The 11,845-nt window shown below is 70.8% G+C and carries 11 protein-coding genes; 9 read left to right on the top strand and 2 right to left on the bottom strand.

Annotated elements, in window-relative coordinates; genetic code table 11:
• Window positions 1–8 precede the first annotated feature (8 nt).
• Genes DB32_RS44545 through DB32_RS30750 form a run of 7 tightly spaced genes read left to right on the top strand, consistent with a single transcriptional unit; the run spans window position 9 to window position 6,398 of the window.
• Window positions 9–1,787, top strand: a complete 1,779-nt coding sequence (locus DB32_RS44545) for a cytochrome P450 (RefSeq protein ID WP_169791613.1) — start codon at window positions 9–11, stop codon at window positions 1,785–1,787.
• Complete coding sequence (locus tag DB32_RS30770) at window positions 1,787–2,350, top strand: ERG2 family protein (protein WP_075097666.1); 564 nt, start codon at window positions 1,787–1,789, stop codon at window positions 2,348–2,350. The genes DB32_RS44545 and DB32_RS30770 overlap by 1 nt, the downstream gene beginning before the upstream one ends.
• Window positions 2,351–2,395: 45 nt before the next feature.
• Entirely contained in the window at window positions 2,396–3,184 is a 789-nt protein-coding gene (locus tag DB32_RS30765) for a prolipoprotein diacylglyceryl transferase (RefSeq protein ID WP_053236218.1), read from the top strand.
• Window positions 3,153–3,344: a hypothetical protein gene (locus tag DB32_RS47310; protein WP_157069585.1), complete on the top strand. Its 192-nt coding sequence runs from the start codon at window positions 3,153–3,155 to the stop codon at window positions 3,342–3,344. The genes DB32_RS30765 and DB32_RS47310 overlap by 32 nt, the downstream gene beginning before the upstream one ends.
• The gene (locus DB32_RS30760) at window positions 3,329–4,057 is read left to right on the top strand and encodes a hypothetical protein (protein ID WP_157069584.1); all 729 of its coding nucleotides are present in this window, start codon (window positions 3,329–3,331) and stop codon (window positions 4,055–4,057) included. The genes DB32_RS47310 and DB32_RS30760 overlap by 16 nt, the downstream gene beginning before the upstream one ends.
• Window positions 4,050–5,585 (top strand): radical SAM protein, encoded by a 1,536-nt coding sequence (locus tag DB32_RS30755; protein WP_053236216.1) that lies wholly within the window; start codon window positions 4,050–4,052, stop codon window positions 5,583–5,585. The genes DB32_RS30760 and DB32_RS30755 overlap by 8 nt, the downstream gene beginning before the upstream one ends.
• Window positions 5,586–6,398 (top strand): sterol desaturase family protein, encoded by an 813-nt coding sequence (locus tag DB32_RS30750; protein ID WP_053236215.1) that lies wholly within the window; start codon window positions 5,586–5,588, stop codon window positions 6,396–6,398.
• Here DB32_RS30750 and DB32_RS30745 read toward each other — a convergent pair.
• Entirely contained in the window at window positions 6,385–7,392 is a 1,008-nt protein-coding gene (locus tag DB32_RS30745; RefSeq protein ID WP_053236214.1) for a hypothetical protein, read from the bottom strand. The genes DB32_RS30750 and DB32_RS30745 overlap by 14 nt on opposite strands.
• 22 nt (window positions 7,393–7,414) lie before the next feature.
• Window positions 7,415–10,120, bottom strand: a complete 2,706-nt coding sequence (locus DB32_RS30740) for a tetratricopeptide repeat protein (RefSeq protein ID WP_053236213.1) — start codon at window positions 10,118–10,120, stop codon at window positions 7,415–7,417.
• 211 nt (window positions 10,121–10,331) lie between these two features.
• On the opposite strand from DB32_RS30740, the gene DB32_RS45795 reads away from it, so the two are divergent.
• Together DB32_RS45795 and DB32_RS30730 are read left to right on the top strand one after the other, a co-directional pair.
• Window positions 10,332–11,015: an outer membrane beta-barrel domain-containing protein gene (locus tag DB32_RS45795; protein ID WP_169791612.1), complete on the top strand. Its 684-nt coding sequence runs from the start codon at window positions 10,332–10,334 to the stop codon at window positions 11,013–11,015.
• 11 nt (window positions 11,016–11,026) lie between these two features.
• Window positions 11,027–11,842 carry a hypothetical protein gene (locus DB32_RS30730; protein WP_157069582.1) on the top strand — a complete coding sequence of 272 codons (816 nt, stop codon included), beginning with the start codon at window positions 11,027–11,029 and terminating at the stop codon, window positions 11,840–11,842.
• Window positions 11,843–11,845 lie beyond the last annotated feature (3 nt).

The following is an 11,845-nucleotide window of genomic DNA, read 5'->3' as shown; positions in this document are numbered from 1 at the left end:
TGGGACCCATGCAGCTCCGCAGTCTGGTGGACGAGACCGTCCGTCGCGCGACGCGCCGTCGCGACGAGGCTCCGAGTGGGCTCCTTCCGGCACCGCGCCTGTCGGGCGGGCTGCCGGTGGTGGGGCACAGCGTCGAATTCGTGCGCGCCACGATCGAGCTGCTCTTCAGGGCGAACCGCGAGCTCGGCGAGGTCGCCGCGTTCAGCGTGTTCAACCGCGAGATGGTCGCGATGTTCGGGCCCGAGGCGCACGAGGCCGTGTTCCGCGCGCCCGACGCGGTGCTGAGCCCGACCGAGGCGTACAAGATCATGACGCCCGTCTTCGGCAAGGACGTCGTCTACGACGCCACGCCGGAGAAGATGGCGGAGCAGCTGAAGATGCTGCTGCCCGCGCTGAAGGATCGTCGCATGCGCACCTACGGCGAGGCCGTGGTGCACGAGACCGCGGCGAGCACGCGCGAGTGGGGCACGAGCGGAGTCGTCGACTTCGTCGAGTTCTGTCGCGTGCTCACGAATTTCACGTCGAGCCGCTGTCTCCTCGGCAAAGAGTTCCGCGAGGGCATGAGCGAGGAGTTCGCGCGCGTCTATCACGACCTCGAAGGAGGCGTGACGCCGCTCGCGTACATCGATCCTCACCTGCCGGTGCCCGCCTTCCGCAAGCGCGACAAAGCGCGCGTGCGGATGGTCGAGATGATCACGGGCATCGTCCGCGATCGCCGCGCGCATCAGCGCACTGGGGAGGACTTCCTCCAGACGCTGATGGAGTCGAATTACGCCGACGGTCGGCCGCTCAGCGAGCACGAGATCACCGGGCTGCTCCTCGCGGGGATCTTCGCGGGGCACCACACGAGCTCGGTCACGACCGCGTGGACGCTGCTCGAGCTGCTGCAGAATCCGACGCAGCTCCAGCGCTGTGTCGAGGAGGTCGATCGGGTGTTCGGCGGCGGGCGCCCGGTCAGCCACGCCGCGCTGCGCGAGCTGACGACGATCGAGAACGCGGTGAAGGAAGCGCTGCGGCTGCATCCGCCGCTCTTCATGCTCGTGCGCGTCGTGAAGCAGGACTTCACGTACAAGCAGTTCTTCATCCCGAAGGGCACGTGGATCGTCGTGTCGCCGACGGTCTCGCACCGCATTCCGACCGTGTTCCGCGATCCCGACGCGTTCGATCCCGATCGCTATCTGCCGGGGCGCGAAGAGGACAAGAAGGACTTCGCGTACATCGCGTTCGGCGGCGGGCGCCACAAGTGCCTGGGGAACGCGTTCGCGATCCTGCAGATCAAGGCGATTCTCGCGCTCTTGCTCGGACAGTTCGAATTCGGCCTGTGCGGGGACGCGATCGCGCCCAGCTTCCAGGGGCTGGTGATCGGGCCGAAGGAGCCCTGTCGCGTTCGTTATCGCCGGCGCGCGCAGCCGAGCGTCACGATGGAGATGGGCACCGAGCTCGCGGCGGCGGCCAAGGACGCGATCGCGCACGAGCTGAACGGCGCGAAGGAAGTGCCTCAGGCGGTGCAGCAGGCCGCCGCGGCGGCGGGGTGTCCGGCGCACGCGCACGTCGCGGCGACGCCGAGCACGAGCGCGGGATCTTCGCTGCGCGTGAAGGTCGATCGTGATCTGTGCCAGGGACACGCGGTGTGCGCGACCGAAGCGCCCGAGGTGTTCGCGGTCAGCCCCAAGGACCACAAGGTGATGCTCAAGGTCGCGCGGCCGCCGGCGGAGCTGCACGACAAGGTGCGGAAGGCCGCGCAGTACTGCCCGAATCACGTGATTCGAATCGAAGAGACGGACTGATGGGATACATCTTCGAGCCCGAGATCCTCCACGACGTGGCGCGCCGCGCGGTCGGTCAGCCGCTCGACGGGATCATCACGCAGATCGCGAACGAGCTCTCCGAGCGCTATCCGGGGCACATCCTGCCGGCGAAGGATCGCGAGTGGATCTTCAACGTCGCCGGCGGCGCGATGGGGCAGATGATGGTGCTCCACTCGTCGATCACCGAGTACATCATGATCTTCGGCACGCCGATCGGGACCGAGGGATTCTCGGGGCGATTCGCGGCCGAGGATCACTTCATGATCCTCGAGGGCGAGCAGTGGAGCTATCGCGAGGGCTCGTTCGAGAAGGAAGTCTATCGCCCCGGTGATCGCAACGTGCTCCCGCGCGGCGCGGCGAAGGGCTATCGGATGCCCGACAAGTGCTTCGCGCTCGAGTACGCACGAGGGCTGATCCCCGCGATGCTGCCGTTCGGGCTCGCCGACTCGCTGTCCAGCACGCTCGACGCGACGAGCGTCGCGCGCACGTTCAAGGTCTACGCGAAGGCGGTCGTGGGGAACCTCGCGCGCGGGAAGATCTGACGCGCTCTTCCGCCGAGCGGACCGCGCGTACTACGCTCCCGCATCGTGCCGGGGGGCGAGCTGATCGAGACGCTGTCGCGCGGATTCCATCCCGCGTACGTGCTGCCGGTGCTCGCCGGGCTCGCGCTCGCGGTGCTCTTTCCATCGGGGCGCACGTTCACCGATCCCGCGGTGCGGCGCCGCTATCAGGGGCTGCAGCTCGCCACGTTGATCGGGGCGCTGATCGGCGCGAAGGTCGCCGCGATCATCGGCGACCTGCGCTGGCCCATCGAGCCGATCGAGTCTCCCGTCGCGATCTTCGCGACCGGACGTTCGATCACCGGCGGGCTGCTCTTCGGGTTCCTCACTGCCGAGCTGCTCAAGCCGGTGTTCGGACATCGTGAGCCGCCGAACGATCGCTTCGCGGCGGTGCTGCCGTTCTCGATCGCGATCGGGCGGGTGGGATGTTGGTTCGCCGGGTGTTGCAACGGTCTGCCGACCGAGAGCGCGCTCGGTCTGCCCGACGAGCACGGCGTGCTGCGCCATCCGACTGCGCTCTTCGAGCTCGCGTTCCACCTCGTGCTCGGCGTCGTGTTCGTCGTGCTGCTGCGGCGCGGGGTGCTGCGAGGGCGGCTCTTCGCGATCCATCTCCTCGCGTACGGCGTCTTCCGATTCGGTGTCGAGCCACTGCGCGACTCGCGCGAATATCTGCTCTCGCTCTCCGCCTACCAGCTCTTCGCCCTCGCGATGATCGCGTGCGGCGTGTTCGGCCTCGTGCGCCGCCTGCCTGCGCCGCAGACCGTCTCGACCACGGAGCGCTCCGATGACGTCCGAGCAAGCACCGCCGCCCCGTGATCCGAGTGGAGACGACGCCGAGCTCGCGAAGACCGCGGCAGTCGGCTGTTTCGCGGGGATGGGCGTCGTCGGCGCGACGATCCTCGTCGTGCTCGGGGTCGTGATCGCGATCGTGCTCGCGGGCGCGTTCCTGATCTTCCTGACGTGCAGCGGTCACTGATGCTCGAGCATGCGGCGAAGCTGCGCTGGCACCTCGACATCGTCGATCAGCCGGCGGTGCACGCGTGGGCGCTCGCGCTCTATCGCGCGGGCGAGCGTCATCCCGAGACCGTCACCGACTACTTCCCGCACGGCGCGGTGCGCGCCTGGTGGCCGGAGCTCGCCGAGCAGCTGAAGCGCCACGCCGGCGACGAGCGAGGCCACGCGGCGCTGTACACCCGCGCGATCGAGAGGCTCGGCGAGCCGGTGCACGACGTCGACGAGCGCGACGTGTTCAACCACGCGATCCGCGCGCACACGCCGATCTCGTGGGCGATCCACGACGGCGACGGGCGCGACGTGATCCGTCTCAAGGTCGCGCACTTCCTCGCGCACGCGCATCACCTCGAGAAGCGCGTCATGCGCTCGCTCGACTACCACGTCGAGGCGTGCGCGCTGCGGCGTCGCGACCACGTTCTGTCGGTCGTCGAGCGCGTCCACGCGGACGAAGCGCGTCACGTGCGCACGACCCACGACGCGCTGATCGCGCTCACGACCGAGATCGAGCGGCGCGTGATCGTCGAGATGCACGAGCGCGCCGAGGCCGCTGCGACGAGCGCGTTCTCCGCGCGACAGACGCGCACGTTCCTCGCGCGACTGGGCTCGCGCGTGCCTTTTGCGCGTCGTCTGGTGTACGCCGCGTCGGCGTTCGTCATGGAGCAGAGCGGTGGCTGACGGGAACACGACGACTCCGAAGAAGAAGCTGCGTCTCGGGATGGCGCCGGCGCCGGTCTCGCGCGCCGAGCGCATCGCGCGGCTCTCGCGCGAGCTCGCCGAGATGGATGCCGATCGCGCGGTCACGACGCTCGGCGCGCGCGACGTCGATCGCCCGCTGAAGACCACCGTGAGCCTCTGCCCGACGTGCCTCGCGCACGTGCCGGCGCTCGTGTTCGAGCGGGCAGGGCGCGTGATCATGACCAAGCGCTGTCCCGACCACGGCGCGAGCGAGGCGCTCGTCGAGAGCGATGCGCGCTACTACGCGCTCTCGAACAAGGATCGTGTGGGGCGCCGGTTCGCCGAGGACCGCACGTTCCACATCCCCGAATTCCTGGGCGCCGCGACCGGCTGTTGTGCGCCGGGCGAGAGCTGCGACACCGGCGATGGCACCGATCAGAGTGCCAATCGGACTTGCACGATCCTCGTCGAGGTGACCGACGCGTGCAATCTCGCCTGCAAGGTCTGTTATTCGGAGAGCGCGGGCGATCGATATCTGCCGCTCGCCGAGTTCCAGAAGACGATTCTCGCGCTCATCGAGCAGAAGGGCCGCCTCGACTCGGTGCAAGTCACGGGCGGTGAGTCGACGCTCCACCCGCAATTCTGGGAGATGATCGACTTCCTGTATCGGCTGGACGGCGTCGGGAAGATCTACGTACCGACGAACGGGCTCCGCCTCGCGAAGGAGGAGGAGCGCGCGAGGTTCGCGCCGTTCGCCGACAAGATCATGGTGCTCCTGCAGTTCGACGCGCTCTCGCGCACTGCGAACCAGACGATCCGCGGCGCCGAGCCGGCCGATCTGCGGCGCAGGATCATCGAGTCGCTCGACGCGCTCGGGGTCCCGATGCAGCTCACGATGACGATCGCGCGCGGCGTGAACGAGGCGGAGCTCGGGGACGTGGTCGACGTCGCGCTCGCGCACCACGCGGTGAAGCTGGTCGCGCTGCAGCCGGTGACGTGGTCGGGGCGCTACGAGCTCGACATGGATCCGATGGAGCGGCTCACGCTCTCGGACGTCGCGCGCGCCGTGCACGAGCGCGCGCGGCTGCGGATGCGCCGCGAGGACTTCGTGCCGATCCCGTGCAGTCACCCGAATTGCGGGTGGATCACGGTGTTCCTGCGGCGCTTCGGGATGGTCCACAACGTCGTGCGCTACGTCGACATGGAGAAGGCGATGGAGCGCGTCGCCTACAAGACGCTGATGTCGACGTCGGAGATCCGCGAGGTCGTCGGCACCGACGATCGCTCGGTGATCCACAAGGTCGCCGGGTGGATCGGTGGTCGGCTCGTGAAGTCGACCGACATGTTCTCGATCGCGATCAAGCCGTTCATGGATCGTCACTCGTACGACCAGGATCGCATCGCGAGCTGCTGCCATCACATCACGGACACGCAGGGCCGCGCGCGCAGCTTCTGCGAGTACAACGCGCTCGATCGGCGGTCCGACCCGTGGTCGCGATTCCCGCGGATCGAGGAGCTGCAGCGATAGGTGCGCTCGCTCGCGATCGTCTACGTCGGGTTCCTCGTGATCGCGCCGCTCTGCGCGCTCGCGCAGCGTCTCCGGCCGAGCGCGGTGCCTGCGCCTCGGGTGCTCTCGCGCGCTCGGCGCGTCGACTGGCTCTATTGGCTCGTGACGCCGCTCGGCACGGGCTTTCTCACGCGCGCAGCGACGCTGACGTTCGCGGCGCTCGTCGCGCTCGCGCTGGGGCTCGGAGACCTCACGGCGCTGCTCGACGTGTTCCACGCGCGCAGTCCGCTGCCCTTCGGGCGATGGCCGCTGCTCGTACAATTCGCGACTGCGATCGTCATCGCCGACTTCGTGTCCTATTGGAGCCATCGCGCGCGCCATCACGCGCGCTTCTTTCCGCTCCACGCGATCCACCACTCGGCGCGCGAGCTCGACTGGCTCGCTGCCGCGCGCATGCACCCGCTCGACGACCTCGTCGACAACGTCGCGGTGACGCTGCCGATCCTGTTGCTCGGCTTCGACCCGCGGGTGTTCGTCGCGATCGGGCCCGCGCTGCTGCTCCACACGCTCTACCTGCACAGCGCCGTGCGGCTCTCGCTCGGGCCGCTGCGATACGTGATCGCGACGCCGGACTTCCATCGCTGGCACCACGCGATCGAGCGCGAGGCGCAGGGCTCGAATTTCGGCGGTGTCCTGGCGATCTGGGACGTGATGTTCGGCACGTTCCGGATGCCGCGCGACCGCGTGCCGGACGCGTTCGGCGTCGAGCCGCCGATCGACGACTCGGCGCGGGCGCAGCTCGTGCGCCCGCTCGATCGCGTCATCCGCGCTTGAGCGCGGGCTTCGGGATCGCGATGCGGCCGGTGCCGGGGCCGCTCGTGCTCTTCACGCCGCTCTTGCCCTCGGGCTCGCCCATGCTGCCGAGGATCTCGTCGACCTCGACGTCCATCGCCGACGCCGCGGGCTCGGGCTCGTCCATCGTGACCTTCACCTCGATGTCGGTCTCGCTGCTGCTCGGCGCGCTCGCCGACGCGATCATGAGCGGCGGCGGAGGCTGCACCGGCGGGCTCATCGTGGTCGCTTCGGGCACGAGGCCGTGCACCTCCGCGATGCGCGGCACGACGACCTGCTCCCAGATCCAGTCGAGCGGGATGTGCCGCACCAGCGTGGTGATCGGTGTGATCGTCAGCAGCGTCTTCTCGACGAAGGGCTTGTTCTCGCTGCCGACCTTCAGCGCCGCGGCGAGCAGCATCTCGAGCTCGGTGCGCGGCAGGAGCTCGCTCAGCCGCGTCACCGTGATGCCCTCGACGATGTCGCGGTGCGTGAGGAGCTGATCGACGAGCGCGCGATCGAGCATGAACGCGATGTGCTCGGCCGCGATCGCGTGGCGCGCGCGATCCTTCTGTGCGCTGGTCGTCCAGAACGCGCCCTCGGAGAGGAACCTCCACAGCGCGCGCGCATCGAGGTAGCGCACGCGATCGTCGGGGTGGAGCTGCTGCACGACGACGTTCGGCTGGGTCTCGCCTTCGTCGAGCGCGATCTGCAGATCGACGCCGCATGCCTCGGCGGACTTCTTCACCGCGATCTTGAAGCGGACACCGGTCGCGACCTCGATGATGCTCGCGCGGAGATCGGGGTGATCCTGCAGGGCGTGCATGATCGCCGCGGGCGGGAAGTGACGCAGGAAGTCGGCGTGCGTGCGGCGACCGCACGCGAGCGCGTGCTCGATCGTGTGCGCGAGGAAGCGCTGGCGGCCCTCGGGCAGCTTGGATGCGAACGGGCGGGGCTCGCTCGCGGCGTCGATCTTCTCGCTCGGGGTGCTCGCCATCCGTCCTCCTGGTGTCGGTTCGCTATTCGGGTGCCGGCTCGCTCGGCGCGGTGCTCGGCGTCGCGGTCGTGCCCGTGCCGAGCCGGCGCGCGCACGACTCGTGACCGGACGCGATGCGCATGCAGCGCTCCCACGCATCACGCGCGCGGACGCGGCGTCCGTTCTGCTGGTGGATGTCGCCGATGAGCAGCCAGAAGAGCGGCTCTTCGCGGTCGAGGCGCGTGCCGCGCTCTGCCCACTCGAGCGCTTCGGCGTCGCGACCGAGGCGCAGCACCGCGACGGCGTGATCGTAGAAGGCACGCGCGTTGGTGGGATCGAGCGCGAGCGCCTGATCGGCGAGCTCGAGCGCGCGCTGGTATTGCCGCGCGCGCATCGCCTGATCGGCCTGGAGCACGATCCGCGCGGCGGCGCGCGCGTCGACGATCGCGCCCTCGCCGGTCGGCGGCGCGGCGGTCGTGGGCTCGGCCGCGGGCGCGTCGGGGACTGCGGGCGGCGTGGGCTCGGGCGCGGTGGCCTCGGGCGCGGTGGGCTCGGGCGCCGTGGCCTCGGGCGCAGCGACGGGCTCGATCGGCGCGTCGGGCTCGATCGCTTCGCTCGGCGCGGCGGGGCTGGGCTCGACGAGTGCCGTCGGTGCCGCGGAGCTCGGCTCGATCGGCGTCGCATGTGGTGCCGCGGCGACCGCGATCGGCGCGTCGGGGAGCTGCTGCGGCAACAGACGATCGCGCGCGACCCACGCGCCGACCCCGAGCCCGATCACGACGAGCCCCGCGAGCGCGAGCAGCGGCGTGCGCGAGCGCGGCTGCGGCGCCGGCAAGCTCGGACCGCGCGGCGTGATCGCGGGCTCGTTCGGCGGGAGAGCGACGACCGGCTCCGGCGTGCTCGGCGCCGCATCGTCGGCGAGCGCTCGGCCGGAGCCCATCGCGATCGTCGTGAGCTCTTCGCCGGTCGTGACGCTGGGCTCGCGCTCCGCGGGCCTCGGCTCGCTCGCGAGCGCCGCGAGCCAGGCAGGACGCACGGCGAGCATGGTCGGCTCGTCGTCCTCGTCGTCCTCGACGCGCGCGACCTCGGCCGGCCGGGTGATGCGCGATCCGATGGAGTCGCGCTGCGCGTCGTCGTGAGCTGACTCCGTCAGCTTCGCGCGAACGATCTCGGGCCCCGCGGTCGCGGTGCGCTCTTCGTGCTCGATCGCTCCGGCGTCGACGCGCACCGCGCTCGATGTGGCCGCGTTCGACGAGGCGGCGCTCGATGCGATCCCGTTCGACGTGACCGCGGGCTGCGCCTCGAGGCGCGCCGCGGCGCTCGTGCGGTGCGCGGCCGCGGGCTCGATGCGCGCGCCGTTCGCGCTCGGTGCCGCGACGCGCGCCGCGCTCGCGACGGGCGCAGGTCGCGCGGCTGCGCGCGGTGCGGGGGCCGGCAGTGCGCGCTTCACGCTCGGGACCGCGTTCGCGGTGCGCAACGGCGCGCGCTCGTGCGGCGGCGTGTCGGCGCGGTTCGCGAGCAGCGTCCCGTAGCTCGTCGCCACGACGGCACGCACCGCGGCCGCGCCCTGCAGCGGGCTCGCGCCCTGATCGCGCGGCGTGAAGCTCGCGTCCTTGATCCGTCCCGACGCGAGCACGAGCTCGCCCTGGCCGGTCGCGCCGCGCACCCGCATGCGCACAGCGTCCTCGCTGCGCGCGAGGGTCTTCAGCCATCGCGCGGGCCCGAGCGTCTCGACGCGCTCGATCAGCGGCGCGTCCAGCGCCCGCGCGCGCAGCGCGAGCTCGTGCGCGCACGCGTCGATCACCGTCGCGACCACGAGCGCCGTGCCGCTGCGCGCGAGGCGCTCGGGCGCCACCACGATCAGCGCAGCCGACGCGAGCCGCGGATCTTCGAGGATGGTGCGCCCGCCCGGCGTCGCGAGCGCCGCCGTCGGCACCACGATCGCCGCCGGGTCGGCGGTGCGCGCCTCTTCGAGGGCGTCCTTGCGCGCCGAGACCACGCGCGCGTTCGCGCCGACGTCGCGCAGCGCCTCCGCGACCGCCGACCACGACCCTCCGCCGCCCTCGATCACGATCACCGCGAGGCCGTCGAGGCGCGTCGTCGCGCGTCGCTTCCTCTCCTCGGGCCCTACCTCGGGGCCGAGCACGGTGAGCCGCCCCGGCGCGCGCTCGTAGAAGCGCAGCGTGAGGCTCGCGTTCGACGACGTGCGCTCGACGAAGCTCGCGAGCGACGGCGCGCACGATCCGTCGGCGGTCATCGCGATCGCCGCGGGCGGGCTGCCGCAGAGGAGCACGCCCGCGCGACGATCTTCCTTCGCGCGCGTCGCGAATCCCTCGACCTCGCGCGGCGCGAGCGAGAGCGACCACTGCCCGTGCGACGACGCGAGCTTCGCGAGCAGCCCCTCGACGCGCGGCGCGAGCTGCGACGTGGCGATCGTCGAGTCGAGGCTCGCGACCACGCCGTACCGTCGCTCGAGCTCGGTGTCGATCCCGGGCTCGAGCACCACGAGCGGCGGCGGGCTCACCGGACGCTCCACCTCGAGCTCCGCGGCGAGCGACTCGGCGCGCTCGATCGCGCTCGCGCCGAGCACCACGAGGTCGGGCGCGAGCGCCGCGATCTCGCGCGCGGTCATCGTCGCGGGCGCCCTCACGACGTCGACGCCGCGAACGGCGAGCTCTCGGTGCAGTGGCCCGACGTCGTCCCCCAACCAGAGCACGTACGTCGGAGCGGCATCTCCCTGCGCGCTCATCGCGCGACGAGGGTACCCCGACCGTGCTCGCTCGCGAACGACGAAAGCGCGTCACGGCATGGACGTCGGGGGCGCGAGACCCGGGGCGAGGTGTGCAGCCCCTTGGCACGTAACGGCATTGACTCGGAGATGCGGGCGGGGATACCAATCGAGGCCGATGCCGGTCCGGCCGCGCGTGCGCTGCGCTCCACGAACGAGCTCCGAGCGCGCGATGATCGAGCGATGCGTGCTGACACTCGCGCTGTTCGCGAGCGCGCTCGTTCCATCGATCGCGTCGGCGCAGGACACGACGACGACCTCGGCGTGCATCGACGAGGCGATCCGCGACGAGCTCAACGCGCGACGTCGTTATCGCGGCGTGCGCGAGCGGATCTTCCAGAAGGCCGGGCGCTTCGAGCTGAGCGCGATGGGCGGTGTGTACGCCGCCGATCTGCTCAGCGCGTCGTACCTGCTGCAGGGCGCGCTCACGTACCACGTCACCGAGGACATCGGGCTCGAGGCGTCGTTCGCCTACTCGCGCGCGGAGTCCGAGCTCGTCCGAATCATCGAGAACGATCGCGGCGTCACGCTGATCCGCCTCGATCAGCCGGTCTACATCTACCAGGCGCATCTGCTCTGGACGCTCGCGTACGGAAAGATGCGCTGGTTCGGCGCCGACATCGGGCGCTTCGACTTCAACATCGCGCTCGGTGGCGGCGTCACCGACAACCAGACGTCGCGCGGTCTCACCGGCAGCTTCGGGATCGGCGTGAAGTTCTTCTTCGGCGAGTGGTTCTCGATCCGCATCGATCTGCGCGATCAGATCCTCGAGCAGGAGCTCCTCGGCGAGTCGGCGATCGTGAACAACCTGACCGCGACGCTGGGGCTCTCGATCTTCATCCCCTTCGAGTCGTGATGGAGTCGGCGATGCTTCGTCCGTTCGCGATCGCTCTGGCCGTGGCGCTGGTGCTCGGCGCTGCGAGCGACGCCGATGCGCAGCGACGCCGCGGTCGTCGCGGCGCGCGCGGGGCGACGACGCAGCCCGCGGAGAGCGCGGAGCCGCCGCCCGAGGAGAGCCCGGCGACGACCGAAGCCCCTGCGGCCGATCCGACGGCGCCGCCTACGACCCCGCCCACGACCACGACCACGCCCACGCCCACGACCACGAGCGGGACGCCGCCGGCCGCGCAGGTCGTGCCCCCTCCGCCGAGCCCGACGCCGCCCGCGGCGGCCGCCGATCCCGGCCCGATGCCGCCCGATCTGTCGCCGCTCCGTCAGGAGTACGTGCAGCTCATGGACGAGATGGTGCAGGCGCGGTCGCGCGTCGCGATCGTCGGCCAGGAGCTCTTCCAGACGCGCATGACGATCACGGTGCAGGACCGCACCGGCGGCGAGCAGACGCTCACGCGGTTCGTGCTCGAGCTCGACGGCACGCCGGTGCATCGCACCGACGGCGAGCTCGAGGGCGGCGATCAAGGACGTCAGCTCTTCGAAGGCGCGCTCGCGCCGGGGCCGCACGTGCTGACGATCGACATGGAGCAGCGCTCGCGCGAGGACACCGAGTACCGCACCACGCAGCGCGAGTCGTTCCGCTTCATCGTCGTCCGCGATCGCCTCACCGAGATCACGATCGTGCTCGAGGACGACTCCGACATCGCGCGCGAGTTCCGCTCGGGCGGCGAAGGTCGCTTCGAGATCCGCACGCGGGTGCGCGTCGCGACGCGCGCGCTTCCGAGGAGCTGATCG

The sequence above is a fragment of the Sandaracinus amylolyticus genome, from assembly GCF_000737325.1.
In the GTDB taxonomy this organism is placed as follows: Bacteria; Myxococcota_A; Polyangia; order Polyangiales; family Sandaracinaceae; genus Sandaracinus; species Sandaracinus amylolyticus.
This window is presented reverse-complemented; position numbering and strand designations above follow the sequence as displayed.

Excerpts from the sequence above, each read along its gene's own strand:
- DB32_RS44545 (WP_169791613.1), top strand. The coding sequence starts at position 9 with ATGCAGCTCCGCAGTCTGGTGGACGAGACCGTCCGTCGCGCGACGCGC.
- DB32_RS30770 (WP_075097666.1), top strand. The coding sequence starts at position 1,787 with ATGGGATACATCTTCGAGCCCGAGATCCTCCACGACGTGGCGCGCCGC.
- DB32_RS47310 (WP_157069585.1), top strand. The coding sequence starts at position 3,153 with ATGACGTCCGAGCAAGCACCGCCGCCCCGTGATCCGAGTGGAGACGAC.
- DB32_RS30745 (WP_053236214.1), bottom strand. The coding sequence starts at position 7,392 with ATGGCGAGCACCCCGAGCGAGAAGATCGACGCCGCGAGCGAGCCCCGC.
- DB32_RS30740 (WP_053236213.1), bottom strand. The coding sequence starts at position 10,120 with ATGAGCGCGCAGGGAGATGCCGCTCCGACGTACGTGCTCTGGTTGGGG.
- DB32_RS45795 (WP_169791612.1), top strand. The coding sequence starts at position 10,332 with ATGATCGAGCGATGCGTGCTGACACTCGCGCTGTTCGCGAGCGCGCTC.
- DB32_RS30730 (WP_157069582.1), top strand. The coding sequence starts at position 11,027 with ATGCTTCGTCCGTTCGCGATCGCTCTGGCCGTGGCGCTGGTGCTCGGC.